Source organism: Microcoleus sp. CAWBG27 (genome assembly GCF_020883145.1).
Lineage (GTDB): Bacteria > Cyanobacteriota > Cyanobacteriia > Cyanobacteriales > Microcoleaceae > Microcoleus.
Genome location: NZ_JAHREU010000001.1, coordinates 244,781 through 267,651 on the forward strand (window position 1 = coordinate 244,781; position 22,871 = coordinate 267,651).

A 22,871-nucleotide genomic window follows, 5' to 3' on the forward strand; every position below is an offset into this window, starting at 1 on the left:
CAATCAGTAGTTTAATATTGAAGCTTCTTGATAGTTACAGGTTCGATCGACCAATCTTTTATTTTGTTCGATCGAGCTATTGTGTAAGGTGTTACCCTTACCGGACGTACTATCGCGCCCTCTCTCCCCTCAGCTCAAGCCTTAGAGAATATTTGGACGATCGTAAATGAATTCTTACAATACCTGTTATTCTACTCAGTCTGGCCAAGTTTCTGCTTAGTTTTATTTTAACTTCACACACGATCGCCCGCCCCCGTGCCAGATTTGTGGTAAAACCGTCGCAAATTCCCGGTAAATCGTTAAAAATCAGGTAAAACGCCTTTTATTAGCTAATCTCGCCCAGTCCCATCCGTTCCCCAAGTCCTCTGAGTTGCCTTGTAGAATAGGTATAAGCAAATGTAAATTTATGTTGCGAACAGAGGCAAAATTGACAAATTCTCTGCACTGGCACCAACGGGTGGGAACTCAACGAGACTGGGTGTGGCGGGGTTGGCAAACTCGCTACAGCTATTTGCGGCCGGCTTTAGAACGCGATAGAGGCGCGATCGAATTTCAAGATTCCCAGGCCGAACCAATCCCCTCAAAGCCATCCACCACACCGATTATTTTACTTCACGGATTTGGAGCTTCGATCGGTCACTGGCGTCAAAATCTCGGCCCCCTCGCCGAAAAACATACAGTTTATGCCTTGGATTTGTTGGGTTTTGGCGCTTCCCAAAAAGCTCCCGTTAACTACGACGTGTCTCTGTGGGTCGATCAAGTGTATGATTTTTGGCTGACTTTTATCAGAGAGCCAGTAGTATTGGCAGGAAATTCGATCGGTTCCCTGATTTGTCTGGCCGCCGCCGCCGCTCACCCGGAGATGGTAGCCGGCACGGTGATGATTAGCCTCCCAGACCCCTCTGTGCGAGCCGAGGCGGTACCCGGATGGCTGTTACCGGCGATCGAAGCTGTCGAAAGCTGGTTTGTTTCTCCGCTCATCCTCAGGCCTCTGTTTGCTTTCGTCCGCAAACCCTCAGTTGTCCGCCGCTGGGTCGGCTTTGCCTACGCCAACCCGGAATCTGTTACCGACGAATTAGTGGACATTCTATCAGGGCCTGCGGGCGATCGGGGAGCCGCCCGTGCCTTCTGCGCTGTATTTAAAGCTGTAGGCAGTTCACAATTCAGCCCCGGTGTCAAGACTGTACTGCGAAATTCCACAATCCCGATGCTGTTAATTTGGGGCAAACAAGACCGGATGATTCCCCCTAAATTCGCCCGCCCCCACCAATTTGTCGAATGCAATCCGCAGTATGTAGAGCTAGTTGAACTAGACAATGCCGGCCACTGTCCCCAGGATGAATGCCCGGAACAAGTAAATGAAGCAATTTTGAACTGGATCGATCGAAATTTTGCAGCTACGGGCGAGAGTCAATTACAGGTACATTTAACCAGGTAATTCCTGGTAAGCCAAGGTTACTGAGTATGGTGAAACTTGGAAATCATCAATAATTCCACCCCAATCCCCACATCTCAAATCTCAAATCTCAAAGATGGATTTACTTCGATAGCAAAACTGAGATGCTCCCTGAGAGTCAGTCGATTGGAGATTTTCTCTTTTCGATTTGAGATTGACAAGAGCACCGCTCATTGGGGTTTTAAGTAACCTAAACCACTTTTTGGTTCTGGGCAACTTTTGTGTTCCAGCAAATCTCGCTCTTTAGGTGAGATAATTTATTGCATTTCATTGTCGCTTTTTTCAGCAATTTAGAGATTGACACAATCGCCAAGATACTGTATCTTCTCTAACTGGTAGTATAGGTGCGAGTTATGCAGTTAGTCGAAAGGCAGGCCATCAACCCAAATCGCAGGTTTTTGCCAGAAGCCGATCGATTGTTTTTGGTGTCGAGAAAACTTTACAACTGTGATAACAATATCTCCGGTCAAAACTTTTCCTGGGTCAACTAACCAACCATCTGGCGGTCGATCCCGCGCGTTCAAAGAGTTTTGGTGACAAAGCATTGCCCACCAAGTTGAGACAAAACACTCTCCGGTTACAGTTAATAGCATTGACTAGCGATCGTGGTTTAAGATTAGCGATCGCCCGAACCCAGCTAACAACTAAGTTTCCAGTAGTACCGGAAATGCCTGACTGTCCCAATTGCGATCGAAAAAGACGGAAGACGCGCTATGTAGTTATATGTCAGGGTCAAGCTGTCAGAGAAAATGATTTTCTAAAAGGATATGCTAGTCGGTCGGGAACTAATATTTAGGTGAATTCAAAAGTGATTTCAATCTTGGAAATCCTGATTGCGATCGAGATAGGTTGTTAAGTTATCGAGGTAGCCTATGAAAAGTTAGAATACAATGCAAATGTCAAACGGATTATTACCTTAATGTAACTATCTCTATCCATTAAAGACCTGTACAACAGATTTCTTGAAGAGCGGTAAAATTCCAACTTCTAACTTCAAGAAATTAGGTGTTCATTGCTCTTATAAATAGCAGCAGCACCAGACGGGCCGGATGTTCGGAATTGCTGAAACCCTTGATTTTATTACTTGTGAGTTCTTTCGCGACTATAACTAAAGTTTTATAACCGATCGCATCCTTGAAATCGCGATCGCGCGATCGTCGCCAAACTTCCTTCTTCCTTCTGCTACAAATACCTTTTCTTGTGCCAACAATTTCTCAGTCAGCTTATAATCGATCGCCCCCAAGTATGCGGGCTAGAAACTGTAACTAGATTGTTAGACAAAGTTGCCCATCTTTGCCCGATCGTGGGTAGCTTTTGTCTCCTGTTAAGTTTTCCATACTTGCTGCGGTGTCTGATATTGGTCACAATAAGACAGTGCAAGCAAGAAATATATGCCACGATCCAAATAAAGGAATGCCATGCTAGTCGGATTTAAAACCGAATTAAAACTCAATGCTCGACAGCGAATACTGCTAGCTAAACATTGCGGGGTAGCGCGTCACGCTTGGAATTGGGGACTGTGGTTAACTAAAAACATTCTCGATCACAATCAAGCAAACCCCAAGGAAAAACTCAAATTTCCCACAGCTATTGATCTGCACAAACTGTTGGTAGCTTTGGTGAAATCAGAAAATGCTTGGTATTACGAGTGCAGCAAATCTACACCGCAGAGCGCATTAATAGCATTGCGAGAAGCATGGAAACGGTGTTTTAAAAAGACTGCTGGCGTACCAAAGTTTAAGAAAAAAGGAAGGCGAGATTCTTTCACATTAGAAGGGACAGTCAAAATCAGCGGGAGTAACAAAATCCAAGTTCCTGTAATTGGCGTCCTCAAAACTTATGAAAGGCTACCACAAGTATCAACTAAGTCTTGCGCGATATCCCGTATTGCCGACAGGTGGTTTATCAGTTTCAGGTTTGATGTAGAACAGCAAGAGTCATGCAAAACAGACATCGTAGGAGTTGACCTCGGTATTAAAGCATTGGCTACTCTATCGACAGGTGAAGTAGTTATCGGTGCTAAATCCTACAAAAAATATGCAGCAAAACTATCAAGGATGCAATGGTTGATTCGTCATAAAGTCATCGGTTCAAGTAATTGGCAAAAAGCACAATTCAAGATAGCTATATTGCATAGAAAGATAGCTAACATCCGTAAAGATACGTTGCACAAACTAACGACATTACTTGCCAAAAACCACGGTGTAATAGTCATAGAGGATTTGAATGTATCCGGGATGATGGCTAATCATAAACTAGCTGCATCAGTTGCTGATATGGGTTTCTTTGAGTTACGACGCCAGCTCACCTACAAATGCAAGTTGTACGGTTCAAAGTTGGTAATAGTTGACCGTTGGTTCCCAAGTTCAAAAACCTGTTCTAATTGTGGAACAAAAAAAGAAACACTCTCTATGAGTGAGCGAATGTTTGAATGCAGCCATTGTGGTTTTAAGATTGACCGCGACTTAAATGCAGCAATCAATTTGTCAAAAACCGTCAGTTAGACGGGGATAGCCTGCGGACTGGTCTAGTGCCGACACTACCAGGTTGAAACAGGAAGTAAGATTCCCCAGGACAGCTTTGTATAAAGTTGGGTAGCTTTGGGTAAGTCTTATGTAACGGCAAGCAGCACCCTTCCAGCTTTTAGCAGTAACGCAAACGAGGAAAAAACTGTCGTGAAATTCCACTGGCTACTACCAAGTTTTTTAAGTGTATTTTTGCTCGCCGGAGCCGCCGAAGCAGCTAGACTGCAATCTTGGCGGTTTGATGCTTCAGAGAACCGGCTCTACATTAGAACAGAGGGGGGAGTCCAACCCAAGGCTCAACTGATTTTCAACCCCACGCGGTTAGTAATCGACTTACCGGGGACGAGTCTGGGCAGTCCCTCGGTCAACAAACCGCTCTCAGGGGCGATCGAATCTGTGCGAGTAGGACAGTTTGACAGCGATACCACCAGAATAGTCGTCGAACTCAAAGACGGGTTTACCATAGACCCCCAGCAAGTAAAATTTCGGGGCATTTCTGCCAGCGAGTGGACAGTAGATTTACCCGCACCGGTACGGGGAGGAACTCAAAATTCGATTTCAGAACCCGGGGGAGAAAGATTATCGGTTGAACCTTCAGCAAGGGAAACCCAATCTGCTGAAGCGACTGTAGTTCAGAACGTTCAGGTGACGGCGGACGGTTTTTTGATCCGTACTGCCGGTGGCAACCCCCAAATTAATTTTCAACAAAGTCGGGCCGGGGACATCGCCACCCTCGATATTGAAGGAGCTACTTTAGCTCCGGGCGCAGGCGGGCAACAGCCTCAAACCAATGGCAAGCACGGAGTTGACAAGATTGAAGTCCGGCAACTGCCAACAGATCCGCCCGTTACCCGCGTAACTTTGCGGATGAAGAGTTCTAATACTCAGTGGCGGGCTTCTGTCGGCAATTCTGGCTCGGTTGTGCTATCGCCAGGAGGCACGAGTCCGCCAATCCTGACGCGCTCCCAACCTTTAACTGTTGGGAGACCAGCTCAAGGAAGTTTAGCGAGAGTTCAATCCATTGATTTATCGAGCAACGGCACGCAATTCGTGGTGAGAACTGACCGCCAAGTCTCCTATACCAGCGGCTGGGATCAATCATCAAGAGCTTACTGGATTCGGCTTGCTTCTAGTTCCCTGGCGGGGCAAATTCCTCAGCTCGATGGCAACAGTCCTGTATCGTTTACCGCCAGCCAGGAAGACGCGGAGACTGTGGTGATTTGGGTGCAGCCGCGATCGGGGGTACAGGTAGGCAGGGTGACGAGACCTAACCCGCAGGTGCTGTCCTTGCAATTGCGATCGAGTAGTAGCGCGCAGTCACCTTTGATTCGCGATCCAAATCCGCAGCCGTTGCCGCCGAGAAGCAGTATAGGAGCGGGTGATTTGCCCCAAGGTTCTAACCGCCGCGTCGTAGTGGCGATAGATCCTGGCCACGGCGGCCGCGATCCGGGTGCCGTCGGGATTGGGGGCATTCAGGAGAAGGAGATTGTTTTAGATATCTCATATCAGGTGGCAAGGCTGCTAGAACAGCAGGGCGTGCAAGTGGTAATGACTAGGACTGACGACAGCGAAATTGACCTAGAACCGAGAGTTTCTTTGGCATCGCGAGTGAATGCTGCTTTGTTTGTCAGCATTCACGCCAACGCGATTAACATGAGTCGCCCGGATATTAGCGGGATTGAGACTTATTATTTCGATAGCGGGGAAGATTTAGCCCGGGTGATTCACGCCAGTATTTTGGATGGGACGGGGGCGAAAGACCGTCGGGTGCGGCAGGCAAGATTTTATGTTCTGAGGAAGAGTGCTATGCCTTCTGTGTTGCTGGAAGTCGGTTTTGTTACAGGTGCTGAGGATGCTGCTAGACTTTCCGATCCAGCTTACCGGAGTCAAATGGCGGCTTCGATCGCTCGTGGCATTTTATATTATCTTCAACAAAGATAATGGGCGGTTGACAGTTGACAGTTGACAGTGGACAGTTGACAGTTGATTAATGTTATTGGTTATTTGTTATTAGCCACAGAAAACGATTAACAAATGACAACAGACAACTGCTTTCCTGCCAACAGTTAACAGACAAATGACAACAGACAACTGCTTTCCTGCCAACAGACAACAGACAACAGACAACTAACTATTAACAAATGACAACAGACTCCAGACAACAAAGAATCGGTATATTTGACAGTGGCGTGGGCGGTTTGACTGTTTTGACGCAGTTATACAAACAATTGCCCAACGAATCAATACTTTATTTTGGAGATACCGCAAGGCTGCCTTACGGCACTCGGGCTGCGTCGGAAATTGTGCATTTTGTCCGCGAAATTATGGCCTGGTTCGTGGAACAAGATGTAAAAATGGTGATTATGGCCTGCAACACCAGTTCTGCTTTGGCGATGGAGATGGTGCAGGCTGAGTTTGATATTCCTGTGCTGGGAGTAATTCTGCCGGGGGCCCAGGCGGCGGTGCAGCAAGGCAAGCGGATCGGGGTGATCGCAACTCCGGCTACGGCTGCTAGCAATGCCTATCGAAATGCGATTTTGGAAATGGACGATTCTTGTCGGGTATGGCAGGTTAGCTGTCCGGCTTTTGTGCCTCTGGTGGAGCAAAATCGGATTCACGATCCTTATACTTCTGAGGTGGCTCGGGAATATTTGGCTCCTTTGATTCAGCAGCGAATTGATACGCTGATTTACGGTTGCACTCATTATCCCCTGTTGGCTCCCGTGTTGCGATCGCTCTTGCCTGCTGGGGTGAATTTAATCGATCCTGCGGTGCGCGTGGTGGCTGCTGCTGCAAGAGAATTAGAAGTTTTAGGGCTGCGAAATTCGGGTGCTGCGCTGCCGACTCGTTTTTGCGTTAGTGGGGCCCCGCAGCAGTTTGCGGACTTGTCGGTGCAGTGGCTGGGCTGTACTCCTGCGGTGGAGAAAATATCTCTGCCCGTGGTTGTCCATAGCGAAGCGGGGCGTCAGCCATCGCCCGTATCCGTCGAATCTGTCGAATAAGCGGGAAAATTTATCGATCGTTCGTAAGCGTTGCTTGCAGAAGACGATCGCACAAATCCCAAACCAATTTCCCATAGGAATGCAACTTTAAGCAAACTCCAAACCCTTATGTGACAAGTCATTCCCCATTCTTTAATCAAAAATCGAAAATCGAAAACCGACAATCGTATTGCCCTCCAGATCCCAGACGCCTAGGGATTTGGGGGGTTTAATTATTGCGATCGGAGGTAGCAATCAATCATCAATCTGTAATAAGATTTAACAAAAGCTTTGATGAACAATGCAAATAACGTCCTCTATCTGCTGGAGCTCTTCAGCCTTGAACCATGTCACCCTATATATCGCAAGCAGTGTTACTTGTAGACGGCTATAACATGATTGGACTTTGGCCTCGACTCCGAGAGAAGCGCGATCGCGACGAACTCGAAACAGCCCGCCGCGAGTTGATTGAGGTTTTAGTTAACTACAGCGCTCTTCAAGATTTTGAGGCCAGACTCGTGTTTGACGCTCACTATCGAGACACTCCGAGCGTTAAAGAAATTATTACTAAAAATTTATCAGTGCACTACACTGACTTTGGTCAGACGGCAGATACTTATATTGAAAAGTCTTGTGCTAGTTTGCGCTACGAATTGCGATCGGTCAAAGGCAAAGGGCGGATGATTGTCGCCACATCAGACCGAGCGCAGCAATTGACAGTAGTCGGCTACGGCGCCGAATGGATGTCCGCCGAACAACTAGAGGCTGACGTAGAATCCACCGCCCGCCGTAGCGAGCGCCAGCACAAATCCCGCAAACAGAACCCCAGTCGCTTTCTGTCCAATTCCCTCGATCCAGAATCGCAGCAGCGCCTCGCCAGAATGAGAATGGGGCTGCATTAGCAGTCCAAACCCGCTTTCTGTATGACAAATAAAAAAGTTTGTCAAAGGCCTTGCCAAATCGAATCAGTTCAGCTACTATTAGTAAATGTGGGTGACAAAAACCACGCAATCCTCGGTAGCTCAGTGGCAGAGCGATCGGCTGTAATGAATCCAAGCCTTTGGTATCAACCAAAAGCCCTAGTGACATAGCAGCTTTATCCGGTAACGGGTACTGAAAAATCGGGTGAATTCAAGGAAACCGCAGCACTTTGGGTGGCGGCAATCTTGAGCCAAGTCCAGCGAAAGGCAGTGGTTTCGACCGCAAGTAGCCGGAAAGGTGCAGAGACTAGAGATGAGGAGCCTAACCAATAAATCTCACAGCGCCCGACATCCCGCGATAGATGATAAGTCTTCGTTTTAGGGATGATGATATAGTCCGCGCCCTTCGGAAACGTTGGGATAAGTGTAACCGATTGGTCGTAGGTTCAAATCCTACCCGGGGAGTTAGTAAAAGTCTGAAGTTGGAAATTTCCAGCTTCAGATTTTTTTTGTTTTTATTTTCCGATATGTTTTTTACGCTGTAACCATCTCAGGCTTGAGATCGGGTGATGCTGGCTCGAAGTGCAACACCATGATTTTCTCTCTGAGCAATCCGACAGATTCATAAGTGCACCGGTTGCGATCGCTAAATTCAACCTCAAATGCTGCACCATCAGCCAACAGTTTGATCGCTGTCCCAACTTGCCCGCGCCGCAGGTTGTATTCAGGAAGGTCAACAGTTAAGGCAACAACATCTAGAAATTTGACTGTATTCTTTGCCACTCTTATCACCTCCAGGCACTATAGAGGATAGCAGGTTGTTAATCTCGGAATCTTTTTTATATCCTGACTTGCGAAATTAAAGTTGAAATCGCCAGCCGAATTTCCTCAAGCTACCAAAATTTGTAGTGTGACACGCAATCGGGTGAGGAATGTGGGCTTCAATGAGGTGTAATTAAAAGTGACATTTTTAGGTCAAGTGGCATTTTTAGGTAGCCAAATTAGTGTGTATTATTTTTTTCAGTTCTTCCGCATAAGATTTCGCCTTTAATTTATCGCGATCCACTTCTCCAGCTTGCTTGATAACATCTTCTACTTGCTTAAAGTAATTCAAGCTTTCATCATTCAAATTTTTACAGACTTCTATAATTCGTTTACAAAATTTTTCAAGATTATTAGATGTTAAATCGGGGCCTTTATTGCCGCAGATTAAGTACTTAATACACATTAACATATGCCACTTATACTTGCCAAAGTTATACGGAAATTTATTATTACCAATAAGCAATTGAATTCTATATAGGGCAAGGGAAGCAGTATAAAAAGCAATTTCTTTATTGCGCTCATCAAAAAGTTTTTCATGTAACTCCTCAAGCATTTGAGTCGGATATCTAGCAGCAAGATCGGGGCGTTCTAAAAACATTGATACAACTGCTCTTGAACACTGCTTAATATCAAATATTCTCTTATCAGGTATACCCTGTCCAACAAATTGACGGTCTCTTCGCTCAAAATATAGTTTAATTTCTTCATCACTATCTTCTGCTAATGCTTCAAAGAAATCCTCAACCTTACGTATAATTGGCTTGAGTGATAGAAATTGAATGTCTTCAACTTTAGTTTGGCTATTAGTTGCTCTTACAATCTCACTAATCACATCAGGATCGGTAGCTTCAACTACCTTGATAGTTAGCATGGTTTCATCAGATAAAATGCTTTTATTTTCATAAAGTACGTTACTTGTCTGACATCCATTAACAATTTGAAAGTTTTCAATATATATTGAATCACTTTGTACTTTAACATTGGGGGAAATAATTGTAATTCCATTATTAAGAATACCAAATCTCGCTCTTCCGCTTCCATCAACGAGCGTTTGTTTAATCATCTTGTTAACTGGATTATCTTGCCCTAAAAACGATCTAACGTTCTCTTGAAATATAAAAGTACGTAGTTTCCCATCTTCATCGGATAAAACATTTTTAATAAAATTCTGAGCTGGCACAATAGCAAGATAAGCTTCTTTAATACCAGCAATTTCCGGATAGGGTGTGTACCCTTTTACTTCAAATTTCGCTTCTACGCCTGAGTATGTTAGTGACCAGAGCTTTACCAGTTCGTCTCTATCTACTGGAAGAACTGTCACTTGTTTGAAATATCCAGATTTTTTTATTATCTGTTGAATATTCTTAAAAGTTCCTTCTATTTCTTTTGCATGGGGATATGTTCCTGTTGTTGCATAAAACAGATGGCAATTTGGTTTGCCGTGAGTTATTTTATGAACATTTTCAATTACAGTATTAAACAAATCTTTTGAGTTTTGGATAAATTCTCCTTGAGGCAAGTTAGGTGAATCATTTAAAAAGTCTGATACACCATCACCGAACTTGAGAATTTCACCTCGTTCAAATTTTTCCGATCTTTTTGATTGAATGAAAACAATATCAACTACGACATTCTTCTTAGGTCTCTTGAATATACTACTGGCTTCATCACGAGTCGTAACTAATTCTCCATCAACAATGAAAGATATCCCATCAATTCCACAATCATCATCTTCGCTGGTAATAGCACTAATATCAAAGCGAGTTGGATAGAATTTGTAAACAATACAAAAGTTACTAAACCTCTCAAATTGCTTGCTTTCATCAAGCTCATCAAATGACTGCTCCAAGACGAATCTCTTGAGATGGGATGATACGATTTTATGCATATTCAATCAGCTATTAAGCTAAAATAAACTTCCGTTGATTATAACATATCCAAGGCAATTTTTCGGAAAAAATGCCACTTAAAATTACAAGATATTAATGTCTTTCGGGTGAAAGCACTCTGAGTGATTCTCACTAAACTCTCGAAAAAAACGCAGAACGGGAACTTGGAGGTGATCGCACCGTAGAAAAAAACTCAGGCTTTTAACTACCCCAACTGTTAAGCTAAACAGACTCGAACACTCAACATTGGACAAAACTGCTACCACCTAAAAACGGCTATCTAATTATCTAGCTAAACCGCAGCCGCTACGTTGCACGGTTAACTTTTTTCGCTGCTTTTGCTGTCAGTTGCAGCGCAGTGTTATTTAGCCAAGCTGTGTAATTATAGCATATCATGTCAAGTACCAATTTATTTATTGTAAGGTGCGTCAGAAACGAGATTTTTGAGTAGTATCAACTATCTGGCTGACGCACCCTACCGAATATTACCGAATACTAAACATCGCGTTCTGTACGCACCCATTTAGTTTGACGTTTCAGGATAAAACCCAGATACAAAGGGATTTTCCACAGGATGTAAAAAGGTACGGATAACAAAGTTGCGCCGGAAATGTCGGCACGCCCAAATTTTGCCCAAGCGCTGACAATTGAAACTAAAATTAGCAATCCTTGCACTCCTAATAATATGGCGGGAATCGCGGATGCTCCGATCGCTGCTGCTACTATTGAGGCGGCAAAAGCGGCTAGCCAGATAGCAACTAAAAGCGATAGGGGAGGGACGGATAAGTCGAGGGCGATCGCCATTAAGTCAAAACGCTGTTGCTCAATGGAGGCTGTCGCCAGCCTGGGAGTTTGAGTTAGCAAGGTTTGTAAGTGTCCGTGTTCCCATCTGGTTCTTTGAGTTTTAGCTACTTGTTGCTGCTGCGGCAAACATCCGGTGACTCGGGCTTCGGGGCAGAATACCGTTGGATGTCCGGCGATCGCCAAATCCAAGCTCATTTGCATATCTTCGACGATATTGCTGCTGGCTAAGGGAACATCTCGAATGATTAACCAGGGAAAAGCCATGCCCGTACCTGTTAGCAATGAGGGGAATCCTAGCTGTTTTAATCCGCTGGGCCGGACTAGGTTTTTCACTAGAAATGCTAAGGCTGAAATCGAATCTTTTGGGGTAGGATTGGGCGGTTGTTCCATTAAATATGTTGCTTGCACCGGTCTTTGTTCTGCCATTGCCACCCGGGCTAATTTATCGATCGCGTCTGGCTGACAAATGCAGTCGGCGTCAACCATGATGATTACTTCGGGGGGGTCTGAGGCGATCGACTGCAAGCCAAAATCTAGGGCGTATCCCTTCCCCTTGCGTTCTGTGTCGTGGCGCTCGATCGCGCTTGCACCGCTGTTACGGGCGATTTCTGCTGTGGCGTCGGTGCAGTTGTCAGCAATCACTAACAGCCGGTCTTGGGGCGTTAGCTGTGGCAATATAGTGGAGATGGTGGCGGCTATTCCTGCTGCTTCGTTGTAGGCGGGAATTAAAACTGCTACTTTGGGGCGGGGTTCTTGAGTTTCCGCTGTAGTGCCAAAGCTGGACAGGAAAGCTGCACAGCATTCTAGGAATAGGACTGCAACCGGAATTAGAACGATCAGGGCGATCGCCGAGAGTACAACATCAACAAATAGGAACCCTAGCTGATTTATTTGCACAATTCTAGTACCTTAATTTAATTTAATTTACTGCGGTCATGGAGTTGATTTAATCAATTTGCACCTGGGTCAACGAGAGCGAACAACGCTATCTCAGCTATCATATCATGTCCGAAAAAATCAGCATTATTGGTGCGATCGTTCGGACTAAAGTCCAATTAGACTGCTCGGTTCATTCAGTTGACAGTTGACAGTTGATAGTTGTAGGGGCGGTGCCCCCGTGCCCGCCCTATGAAAGTTGACAGTTGACAGATGAGGGCGACCTCTACCTGGAAGTCCGAGGATTGGAGTAATGAAAAGGTTAAGATATTAAAGCGATGGCGTTGCTTAATCATGGTATGAAAAAAATAAGTTTAAAATCCAAAACCTTTGTGGATACTGGTTTCTATGACAGACCTATTTAGCCTTTCATACCGTAAATCAGCAACGCCAAGCGATTTCTCTGCGTTCATCTGCGGTTAAAATTCTAGAATTAATTCAAATGTCGATCGATCGTCACAATCGAAATTGGATTCAACGCATCAAAACGAGTCAAACTGCCCCCAGACACAGAACGCGACAACTGCACCTGCACGATGCGGTAACTCCAGTGGGGTTCCCGGCGCACCCGATCGCCAATCCAGCTTAAAACAGTAGCAATATCCTCAAAAACATCCAAAGCTAGGACGATCGACCCTCCAGCGAGCAGCCGCAGAGCGCAAACGCCCAAAATTTTAGTCAACCCTCCACCGCTACCCCCGATAAAAATCCGGTGCGGCGGACGCAAGCGGTGCAAGATTTCCGGGGCGGTTCCGTGAATCGAAAACACATTTTGTAACTCAAAACGGCGACAATTGAGTTCGATCGCAGAAGTACCAGAAACCGTTTGTTCGATCGCGTATACTTCGGACTGCGGGAATAAACGAGCAATCTCGATCGACACAGAACCGTTACCAGCACCTACATCCCAGACAACTTGTTCGGGTTGCAAAGCCAATTGTGCCAGTACCAACACCCGCACTTCCCGTTCCACCGTCAAACCAGGCCTGTCGCCACAACCGATAAAAGCTGCATCGGGAATACCCAACAAAGGCAACTTTCCCAAATCCAAAGCTTCTGTCGGCGGGGACTGCCGCAGCATCACCACCACGCTCAGAAGTGCAAAATCCTCTCCCAATAAAGCTTCCAGAGACCTGTAACCCACGCGCTCTTCGGCGGAACCCAAATTTTCGCCAACCCAAAACTGGTAGCGTGTGGGCAAATCCAGAGCTTTCACCAAACTTGCTATGGCCGCCGGAGTGCGAGTTTCGTCTGCGAGTACCGCAATTTTCTCAACACCCAGCTTGAGTTTGGCCGTCAGTTCCTCAAAAAAACGTCCTTGGGAACCCACAAAATGAGCATCCTGCCAAGGGATGTGCAAGCGGTTAAAGGCCAACTGCACGCAGCTTACATGGGGGTGAAAAGTCAATTTATCCGGCGGCAGTTGGGAAATGAGCAACTTTCCCCAGCCGTGGAAGAGCGGGTCTCCGGCTACTAAAATTACAATCAGTTGATGCGAGGGGGTGGAGGGGGGCGAAAAAGTCCCTGCATCTGGCTCTAAATTCGCATCTGCGGCCAACCAACGCCTAATTTCCAGAATTGCTTCGGTTAAATCTTCCAACGCCCAGCGCTCGCAGGATTGCTGGGGAAAATAGCTCAAATGGCGATCGCTCCCGATGAGCAGAGCGGCCATTTCTACAACCTGCCGCGCCGATTCGCTCAGCCCAGCAGCTCCATCTAAACCAATACCAACAACGTGTACAGTCACTTTTGCATTAAAAAGTAAAAAACCAGAATTACTGATTTTTTGTCAATAATCATAATTATGGATTGAAAGCAACTGCCCAGCGATATTCTGCGTTTGGACGGTACGATCGCCCTTTATGGGATGCGATCGCAAATCTGCCGATCGCCCCGGTCTACTCTAACATTGTGATGAAGGTAATCCTCCATCCAGTCGCAACCTTCTGGAATTAGCTGCTTTAATAGCAACGTTTCGGCATTCCAAAGCTCTACTTTGGCATCATCGCTAACAGTAACAAGAGTTTTACCATCCGAACTGAATTCAATATTCCAGAAAGGATAGCCGCGCCCTTGGATTGTTTGAATCTCTTGCCCTGTCTCGATATTCCACAACCGAATTCTGCCCTCAGCACTGCTAGAAGCAAGGGTTTTACCGTCAGGACTGAAGCTGAGTCCTGTTATACCAGCAGAATGTCCGCTCAATGTTTTCAATGCACGACCCTCTAGCGTCCAAAGTTTAATGGTTCTGTCATGACTTGCCGAAGCAATTGTTTTGCCATCGGGACTAAACCGCACACGCACAACATGGTTGTTGTGTCCGTGAAACGTTTTCAGGTGTTGTCCCTGAAGGTTCCAAAGTTCGATCGTACCATCGTGATGACCGGAGGCAAGAAACTTACCATCACGGCTGAAACTCACACTCCAAACTTTACCTGCATTTGCCCTGAGCGTTTTTACTTCTCCATTGCCAATCTGCCACAGTTTGATGGTGCGATCGTAACTGGCAGTTGCCAGGGTTTGACCATCGGGACTAAAACCCACATCAGTGACTTCTTTGCTGTGTCCGTTGAATGTTTTCAGTAGTTGACCGTTGATATTCCAAAGTTTGATAGTTTTGTCGTAACCAGCCGCCGCGATCGCCCTACCATCTGGACTAAAACTCAGACTCCCGATGCGGTTCCATTCTTGATTGCTTTTAGCATTAATTATGGCTAGTGCTTTCCCCTGCCAATTCCACAGTCGAATTGTCCGATCGTCTCCGGCTGTGGCAATGATTTTGTCATTGGGACTAACGCTCACACTCCATAGAGAATCGGTATGTCCGTGTAATATCTGATGGTTTTGGTTGCTCAGATTCCACAACCTTACCGTATCATCCCCTCCAGCAGTAGCAATAGACTGACCGTCGGGGCTAAAACTAACTGCAAAAACTCCAGTATGGTGCCCTTTGAACGTTTTGAGTTCTCTTCCTTCTAAGTTCCACAATTTGACAGTCGCATCGGCACTTGTCGAAGCAATGGTTTGACCGTCTGGACTGAAACGCACCCCAATGGCAAAATTATTGTGTTTGCCGATCGTCCTAATTTCTTTTCCTTCTAAATTCCACAATTTGACCCGTGTATCTCCACCTGCGGTGGCAATTAACTGACCGTCGGGACTAAAACTAACACCAAAAATCGATTGCGAATTTGCCTGGAAACTTTCAATCTCTTGCCCATCCATGTTCCAAAGCTTCACCGTTCCTCCCAAATCTGCGGAGACAATCTTTTGAGCGTCCGGACTGCAATTGAGACTCCACACATCATACTTGTGTCCTGTGAGAGTTTTAACTTCTTGTCCGTCGATTTGCCAAAGTTTGACTGTATGATTCGCACCAGATGCAACAATTACTTGACCGTTAGGACTGAAACAAAGGTCAGCCATAAAACTCTCTTCATCGCCACCAGGAAAGGTCATCAATTCTTTGCCATCCACAGTCCATAGCTTGACCTTTTTGTCGGCACTGATGGCTGCAATCTGTTTACCATCCGGGCTAAACTTTACATTTCTAAAAAGTTGATTTTGTCCCGACAACCGTTGGAGTTCTCGTCCATCCACACTCCATAACCTAACGGTGTTATCATCACTTGCTGTTGCCAGGGTTTTACCATCTGGACTAAAGTCTACGCTTCTGACTTTATCGTTGTGTCCTTCTAAACGATTGCGTTCCCTAATTTGGAACATGACTCGCTGCAATGCCAATTGGACGGACGATCTAGTTTTAGTATCTACCCGAGGTGCAACATTCAACTGAGTGGCGGCTTTCAAGGCGGCGAGTAAAGCATCCAGTTCCTGATTAGCATTCAGTGAGGCTGTGGAAGCTAGGCTGAAGGATTTTATTCTCTCTTGTTGTGCAGTTTGGAGCATTTCTCTAGCCAATAATCCTGCTGCGATCGCACTCAACAAAGCCACAATTAGGATGACACTCCCTAATCGGATGCGTCGATTTGCTTTGCGGTTTGCTTGTTGCAGGACTTGATTCGCATCCGACAAGACTTCATTCGCCTCTGCCAGGATTTTAGAAGCTTCGGCTTCTGTCTCAAGTTTTTGTTGCAAATCGCGTTGTTCTAAAGCTCGACTTGCTGACAAAAAGTGATAATCTTCATCGCTGAGGCTTTTATCCTCTGCCCACTCTAGGGATTGCCGCAATACCTGTCCCCGCAACAGCCATGATTCTTCTTGTCCGTTAGCTGCCAACCAACCCGATAAAGCAGTGGCATAAAAATCAGGACGGAGGCTAGTGGATTCTTGTTGAACCCAAGCCAAGTTAAACACCGTCGCATAAATGCGGTTATAAACGCAGAGTTTGTCTCGTTGCTTGACCACCAATCCTGATAATTGCAGCTCCAGGCGATCGGGACTGTCTTCTACAGGAATTGCGTTGAATTGTAAAATTTGCTGGTATAGCCCGAGTAATCTACCTCTACGCTGTCCGCTGCCACGAATGCGATCGCGGATTGTCCTCAGATGCGGTGGGTTATCCTGAGATTCCCAATTTTCAACAATATATTGTTGCACCAATTGCTCAATATTCGGCTTGCAATTTTCGGCTTGTTCTGCTACCAATTTACATAACTTTTGAGTTAGAAACGGTTGTCCGCCCGTCCAATCTAAAATTTCTTGTAAAACGGCTGTTGGATTCGCTACTTTTCCGACTAATCCCTGAGTTAATGGTGACTTAGCTTCTGCCAACTTAAATCCGGTCAAATCGATCGATCGACCAATATTAAAGGGAGTTATTTGCTTGTCAACCATCAAGTCGGATGGTGTGGCAACTCCCAACAGACAAAAGGTCAAGCGATTATAGATGGAATTGTGCGATCGTTGCTCGTAGCAAGCGCGAATTAAAGCAAATAGATCGTCCGTTGAAAAATTTAAGCTCTTGACGTTATCAATTTCTTCTAAAAAAATACAGACTCTAGGACTAGCAACTTTGACCAATAGAACATCTTCAATAAATAGACTGAGTTGTTGGATTGCAGAAAGTTCCGCTTGTTCTTTTCTCCAAGTCTTCAAATCAAACGTTCCTGAAAGCTTGAAAACTCTGACCAATTCCACAACTAACCCTTTATACCATTGGTCAGCCGTCACTTGCTTAGCACCCAGCTTGGTCACATCCACCGCCGCACAAGCAATTTTCTTCGCCTCTAGCAGTTGCATAGTTCTTGCTTTTAAGCTCGACTTCCCCATCTGCCGAGAGTTAAATACATAGCAAAATTCACCCGCTGCCAATGCCTCCAATAATTCCCGATCTGCCTGCCGCGTTACATAACAGAGTGCATTTGGCGGTAAGCTTCCTCCCACTTTGTATTCATAATTTTCGTTGTAGGTTGTATTCATTATTTTATTCGGATTAGAAGATTCAACCCTCAAACAAGATTGGTACTGAAATACTGACGATATAACTCGCAACTTGGTGTTACTTGGTTGCCGTTAAGATGCACGAGTCCCATGCTATCCAACTGATAGACAGTTAGGGATTCTAACTGAATAGGACTTTGTGCAGTCACGACTTGTTTCAAGGCGAATGCTAATTCTGGTTGCTGTTTTAAATTGCCTAAACAACACCGCAAATGGTCGCTATAAACTCCAGCATGGGTTGGAGCATCTTGCAGCAATTGCTGAAGTGTCATATCCTGACGAGCAAGGTGATACAAGGCCAGTCGAATCAGATAGGGATGCCCTCCAATCATCGCCGTTAACGATTGGGTCGTTTCAACAGTCCAAGTTAAGCCATGTAACTGAGCTAGCGTCTGGACTTGCTGTTGATTAAATGGCGGCAATCTCAGGGGTAGCCCAACATTAAATGGAGATTGATGGATATTTAAGGAGATATATACTTCTGTTGAGTGAGCGATGACTAATCGAAGTTTTCGCCAACTTTCTTGGAGTGTGGCTTCTTCATGCCATTCTCGCAGCAAAGCTAAAAAATCTTCAGCAATATCGGGATAGTTAAAAACTGTATCAATTTCGTCTAAGCTGAGGACTAAATCCGTCTCTAACTGTTCTAATAAATGGGTTTCAAAGTATCCAGTACAGCTTACCTTACTACCAATTTCTTCATCCCAGTAGTCATCAAGCTTTGGTTCTAGCTTGAGTTCTCGACTCACATTCAAACAAAACCATCGTAAAAATTTATTTAAGCTTGTAAAGACTGTTTTTTCAGCTTTTCGCAGGTTCATGCGAACAACTTGATAATTTTGTTGAGTCGCATAAGCCAACACTCGATTGAGTAAAGAGGTTTTCCCCATTTTTCTAGGTCCTCTGATCCGAATCAGAGAACCGGGCTTCAAAATCTCCTTGTAACAGTCAGATTCGATCGGAGGACGTTCGACATAAAAAGGAGAATCCGGTGCTAAAAATCCTTCTGGAAATTCTAGGGCCGTGCAATTCGATGTTGGTGTTGACGCAGTTTTTTGCCATTCTCGCTTGAGTGCTTGTCGGAAGTTCTTCTTTGTTACTTCTTCGCCTAATGCTGCTGACAGTTTTTTCCACAAGCGATATCCCACGTCTCCACTGATGTAGTTCTCAGTCAGAAATAACTGTTCGGCAATCTTTCCATAACTTTTACCTTCCCACGCGCCTCGAAGCACCTCTATCTCAACATCACTGAGGTGTTTTTCAGTATGTTTTAATACCAGTGTATTAACGAGATTTTGGGTTTGTTCCCAAGACAGTTCTGTTTCAGCATTCATGGCTTAGAGTAGCAAGATGAATACCTTTGATTATATCACGAATTAACGGGTGAATCAATGGGGTTGCTGCACCTGACTTTTCCAGACTTTTTGATTTAAATGTAATTTGCAATCCTGAACTTTTCCTGTTTACTATCTCCCCTTTTCCTGATTTTTTTGATAGTAAACTCCAGAAGTTTACCAGTGGTCGTATCGACTTGCGATCTGTAAATATATAAACATGAAGCACAAATGAGTGCCAATAACAGACAACACAAAAAAACTAAAAATTATGCACAGTTGCGAACAGAAATGCGAACAAGTCGATACTTACAGCGACAGCCGATCGATTTTGCAAGAACAAGTACCAGAGTTGTTACCACTTGCTCAAGAAATTGTAAATGCAATCGAGTTAACCTTTCTCAAAGTTACAGCAAATTTTGCAGATCCTGGAACATTTCCATTAGGAGAATTTCATGAAGGTAGTCTTGAGATGCTACTGTCAAAGCGATTATCAGCACTAAGCGATCTCAAGAAAAAAATTGCGATTAACAATGTTAAGTCGGCAATAGAAAATTTGGATCTTCTTCGAGAAGGAAAGTATTCAAATCTTTCTGCAGCGGGTGTTATTGACAAACTCAAGCAACCAGAACCAATTTTTGAAAGTGCATCGGATTTATTTCTGAAGCATGGGAAGATCTTTCGGAAAAAAATCAAATTTTTTGGTGAAGTCAATGAGGATATATTCATACGTATGCGTCCGGAGTTTGATAAGATTGCTCTCCGCATTCACCGTGTCAAATGTCTGGTAGAAACTTCTGGAGGTGGTGATGATGAAATCGAGCTTGCAGCAGTAATCACACAACCCAGTGGTGCAACGAGTAAATTAGGGCCTCAAGTAATCTCTAATGATTTTGATGATGGAGAAGAAGTCTACTTCGGAAATTGGTATTACGCCTTCTACGATCTCTGGAATCCAAACCACTTTCTGGGGTTCCCGAAGCTTTGTCAATGCACATTTATCTTATCTGAGGTTGATAATGGTGGTTTGCCAGACATGGTTCAAACTATTTACGACAAAATTAAAAGGGAGGTTGTTGCTGCTATAGCTCGTAAGGCTAATGAAGGCGGATCGCTTTCAGAATTGCTCGGAAAGGCTGTTACTGTCGTAGTAAACGAGGGTCTTAAGGCATTATTTCAACTGTTTAAAGATTGGTGGGAAGATGATTTGTTTCCACCTGCTACGGTTGGTGCGATGATTCCATCGTTTGACGCACGTTGGAATGGCAGCACGATTAGCCCGCAGTATTCATGTTACTTTAAGGATTATGGAGGGTTATATCGTATCGATTATTCTTGGCAATTTGTGAAGTAGTTTACAACTGTCACAGCAGATGTATGTTGGGTTGACGCAAGGAAACCCAACATCAAAAATCGATGGTTTTGTTGGATTTCGCTATTGAGCTTAAGAGTAAAGAGGAAAATTCTCAATTGAACAAGGCGGACTGTATCAATGATGAGAAAACCGGCCCCTTTCAGACTGATGTAAATCAGAGAATTCAACGGGTTAAATAGAATTATTTTCGATAGCGCCGAACTTTCTTGTAAAGGGAAGCAAATCAATCAGAGTTCCAAAATTTAAGGTGCATATCAAAAATCAATTCATTAACTGTCCGGTTAACTTAAGCGTTGAGTTGAAGAATCTCATGGAACACAGATTGCCGACCCATAACTGCCTAAGTTCTCATACCGTATAAAACATCTACCCGACACTTTATGGAGCGATCGACATGGCAGCATATAACATTGCTTCTTTGCCTGTTTACCCACAATCAAGTTTATAAAAAATCTGGTGCAGACTGCTGAGTAATAAATAAAGAGTCAAAAGAGAGGTTCCCAACATGAGGAATAATTCTATGACGACTATAATGCAACGTTCACTAATTACGATATCCTGCGGCATTGCTTTATCCCTTGCCGTTTCCAGTTCGACTATCGCTAGCCAAGCCGTCGGCTGGTGGGGCGGCGATTGGAATTGCAATATCGACGGGCGATCGGCCCGGATGAGATGGAATGTGGTTGATGATAGCCAAACCACCTGTAACGGTAACATCTGTAGCAGCACTTCTGGCGTGCGTTGGAATGGCAGTTTTTCTGACAATGGAGCTCGCTGGGTGCCGCTGACAAATCCGCGTCAGGCCGATCGAGGCGGATTGTACTTCCGCCATGCTGATGGCAATCAATGGTATTTGCCTAAACCCACAGGCAATAGAACCACGGGTTGGACGACGTGGAACGGTAAGCGATATCCGCTTTCATGCTGGAAATAAGTAGAAGGAAGAAGTCCGAGGGAAGTCGGAAGAAGGAAGAAAAGCCAGCCAGTAAGCTTTTGAGAGAAGGAGATCTTGGTTTTAATTAAGTGGACTTACTTAGTACAGTCTCGTTTCTTTTCTTCGCTTTCTATAAAAAAGCAAGAAATGAGGTTAGGTCTAACCTTCAAACATTTAGTGCGATCGCCGATTTTAATTAGGTTAGTTTTCCCGATCGATCTCACAAGCCCAATTGTTTTTGTCGATCGGGCGATCGCCAGCTACATCTCAAATTACTCGAAGTTCTATTTATGGAGAAAACATGATGTCTGATGAGCTTTGCCGCCGTCAATTTTTGAAGGCAGGTGTCGGTTTAATTGCTGCAATAGGAAGTGCAGTTATGTTTGGCGATCGCCCCGTCGTTTTAGCCCAACCCGCTAGGCAGCCTTCGCAAACCAAGAATACACTTTATACAAAGGGACGCTATCTTTTTGATTCAAGCGGGCAGAAGATAGTCCTGCGAGGAATTAACCTACCCCTCCTGGATGACTGGAATTTTCCTCAAAGCGATCGACTGGCAGAATTGGAAAAAACAGGAGCCAATGCTGTCAGAATCCAATGGTACAAGGATTACGGTCAACTGACTCGCCCTGCCTATTCGCTGCAAAACTTGGATAATTTTCTCGCCAAATGCAAGGCGAACAAAATTATTCCGATCCTGGGGTTGTTTGACTTAACCTGTCAGCCCGATACCACCCTCCTCAACACCCAGTTGATTCCTTGGTGGACTTCCGAACCTGTTTTGGCTGTATTGAAAAAACATCAGCGGTATCTGATTGTTAATCCTGCTAACGAATTGGGTGTCTATCGTTGGGCGAGCAATTCTGTGGCAGCATTGGAGGCGTATAAAACCTCATATAAAAATGCAATTGCTAGGATTCGACAACACTTGCAAGTTCCGATCGCAATTGATGCACCTGATTGCGGTAGTTCGATCGAAGTGTTCGCCAAGATAGGTCGGGAATTAATCGATAGCGATCCAAATCGCTATCTTTTGTTTAGCGGACACGCTTATTGGGCTGGTTATGATGGAATGTCGCATCTTAATGCAGTCATCAAAGCTAATTTACCGATCGTCTTTGGTGAAATCGCCAACAAACAAGATGAATCGATCGCGGGAAAAACCGCATACTGCTACTACGATATCGATGGCCGTAAGGAAAATCATTCACCCCAGAATAATTTTACCTATCAAGCGCTTTTGAAGGTGCTAAAAGAGCAGGAAATTGGTTGGCTGGCTTGGTGTTGGTGGAAGGATGGTTGCGATCGCAGGGAAATGACTCGGGACGGGAATTTCTCAGGTCTTACGCCCTACGGCAAAGATCTGGTAAATAATCCTATCTACGGCTTGAAGGCGACTGCTCGGCGCTCCACTGCTTTTGAATAGTTAATAGTTAACCGACAAGTATTAGACAATTGACAGCATATTTGATTTTTATGCTGCCAAATG

18 protein-coding genes are annotated in these 22,871 nt (G+C 44.8%); 10 read left to right on the plus strand and 8 right to left on the minus strand.

Annotated features, from left to right (window positions below):
- Window positions 1-406: 406 nt before the first annotated feature.
- Window positions 407-1,438, plus strand: coding sequence for an alpha/beta fold hydrolase (locus QZ938_RS00960; protein ID WP_293346568.1), 1,032 nt, complete (start codon window positions 407-409; stop codon window positions 1,436-1,438).
- A gap of 377 nt (window positions 1,439-1,815) precedes the next feature.
- On the opposite strand, the gene QZ938_RS00965 is transcribed toward QZ938_RS00960, so the two are convergent.
- Window positions 1,816-2,049, minus strand: coding sequence for a hypothetical protein (locus tag QZ938_RS00965; RefSeq protein ID WP_293156124.1), 234 nt, complete (start codon window positions 2,047-2,049; stop codon window positions 1,816-1,818).
- On the opposite strand from QZ938_RS00965, the gene QZ938_RS00970 reads away from it, so the two are divergent.
- From QZ938_RS00970 to murI, 4 genes are all read left to right on the plus strand, one after another.
- Window positions 2,049-2,252 (plus strand): hypothetical protein, encoded by a 204-nt coding sequence (locus QZ938_RS00970; RefSeq protein ID WP_293346566.1) that lies wholly within the window; start codon window positions 2,049-2,051, stop codon window positions 2,250-2,252. The genes QZ938_RS00965 and QZ938_RS00970 overlap by 1 nt on opposite strands.
- 622 nt (window positions 2,253-2,874) lie before the next feature.
- Window positions 2,875-3,960, plus strand: a complete 1,086-nt coding sequence (locus tag QZ938_RS00975) for an RNA-guided endonuclease TnpB family protein (RefSeq protein WP_293156127.1) — start codon at window positions 2,875-2,877, stop codon at window positions 3,958-3,960.
- A gap of 171 nt (window positions 3,961-4,131) precedes the next feature.
- Window positions 4,132-5,922, plus strand: coding sequence for an N-acetylmuramoyl-L-alanine amidase (locus QZ938_RS00980; protein ID WP_293346564.1), 1,791 nt, complete (start codon window positions 4,132-4,134; stop codon window positions 5,920-5,922).
- Between the two features lie 200 nt (window positions 5,923-6,122).
- Window positions 6,123-6,983 carry a glutamate racemase gene (murI, locus tag QZ938_RS00985; RefSeq protein WP_293346561.1) on the plus strand — a complete coding sequence of 287 codons (861 nt, stop codon included), beginning with the start codon at window positions 6,123-6,125 and terminating at the stop codon, window positions 6,981-6,983.
- Here murI and QZ938_RS00990 read toward each other — a convergent pair.
- Window positions 6,947-7,105, minus strand: a complete 159-nt coding sequence (locus QZ938_RS00990) for a hypothetical protein (RefSeq protein WP_293346558.1) — start codon at window positions 7,103-7,105, stop codon at window positions 6,947-6,949. The genes murI and QZ938_RS00990 overlap by 37 nt on opposite strands.
- 204 nt (window positions 7,106-7,309) lie before the next feature.
- On the opposite strand from QZ938_RS00990, the gene QZ938_RS00995 reads away from it, so the two are divergent.
- On the plus strand, window positions 7,310-7,864 hold the full coding sequence (locus QZ938_RS00995; protein WP_293156136.1) for an NYN domain-containing protein: 555 nt from the start codon (window positions 7,310-7,312) through the stop codon (window positions 7,862-7,864).
- A gap of 552 nt (window positions 7,865-8,416) precedes the next feature.
- Here the strand turns inward: QZ938_RS00995 and QZ938_RS01000 are convergent.
- The 6 genes from QZ938_RS01000 to QZ938_RS01025 all read right to left on the minus strand — a co-directional run bounded on the left by QZ938_RS01000 (window position 8,417) and on the right by QZ938_RS01025 (window position 19,073).
- Window positions 8,417-8,665 (minus strand): DUF4926 domain-containing protein, encoded by a 249-nt coding sequence (locus QZ938_RS01000; RefSeq protein WP_293346555.1) that lies wholly within the window; start codon window positions 8,663-8,665, stop codon window positions 8,417-8,419.
- A 205-nt stretch (window positions 8,666-8,870) separates the two neighbouring features.
- On the minus strand, window positions 8,871-10,556 hold the full coding sequence (locus tag QZ938_RS01005) for an AIPR family protein (protein WP_293346552.1): 1,686 nt from the start codon (window positions 10,554-10,556) through the stop codon (window positions 8,871-8,873).
- Between the two features lie 535 nt (window positions 10,557-11,091).
- Entirely contained in the window at window positions 11,092-12,297 is a 1,206-nt protein-coding gene (locus tag QZ938_RS01010; protein WP_293346549.1) for a glycosyltransferase family 2 protein, read from the minus strand.
- A gap of 472 nt (window positions 12,298-12,769) precedes the next feature.
- Entirely contained in the window at window positions 12,770-14,083 is a 1,314-nt protein-coding gene (gene cbiE, locus QZ938_RS01015; RefSeq protein ID WP_293156151.1) for a precorrin-6y C5,15-methyltransferase (decarboxylating) subunit CbiE, read from the minus strand.
- Window positions 14,084-14,196: 113 nt separating this feature from the next.
- Window positions 14,197-17,718 carry an AAA-like domain-containing protein gene (locus QZ938_RS01020; protein WP_293346546.1) on the minus strand — a complete coding sequence of 1,174 codons (3,522 nt, stop codon included), beginning with the start codon at window positions 17,716-17,718 and terminating at the stop codon, window positions 14,197-14,199.
- Between the two features lie 29 nt (window positions 17,719-17,747).
- On the minus strand, window positions 17,748-19,073 hold the full coding sequence (locus QZ938_RS01025) for an AAA-like domain-containing protein (RefSeq protein WP_293346544.1): 1,326 nt from the start codon (window positions 19,071-19,073) through the stop codon (window positions 17,748-17,750).
- 235 nt (window positions 19,074-19,308) lie between these two features.
- On the opposite strand from QZ938_RS01025, the gene QZ938_RS01030 reads away from it, so the two are divergent.
- From QZ938_RS01030 to QZ938_RS01045, 4 genes are all read left to right on the plus strand, one after another.
- Complete coding sequence (locus tag QZ938_RS01030) at window positions 19,309-20,427, plus strand: hypothetical protein (protein ID WP_293346541.1); 1,119 nt, start codon at window positions 19,309-19,311, stop codon at window positions 20,425-20,427.
- Between the two features lie 553 nt (window positions 20,428-20,980).
- Complete coding sequence (locus QZ938_RS01035; protein ID WP_293363048.1) at window positions 20,981-21,382, plus strand: DUF6006 family protein; 402 nt, start codon at window positions 20,981-20,983, stop codon at window positions 21,380-21,382.
- A gap of 147 nt (window positions 21,383-21,529) precedes the next feature.
- Complete coding sequence (locus QZ938_RS01040; RefSeq protein ID WP_293148569.1) at window positions 21,530-21,694, plus strand: hypothetical protein; 165 nt, start codon at window positions 21,530-21,532, stop codon at window positions 21,692-21,694.
- The gene (locus tag QZ938_RS01045; RefSeq protein ID WP_293346538.1) at window positions 21,684-22,808 is read left to right on the plus strand and encodes a cellulase family glycosylhydrolase; all 1,125 of its coding nucleotides are present in this window, start codon (window positions 21,684-21,686) and stop codon (window positions 22,806-22,808) included. The genes QZ938_RS01040 and QZ938_RS01045 overlap by 11 nt, the downstream gene beginning before the upstream one ends.
- Window positions 22,809-22,871 lie beyond the last annotated feature (63 nt).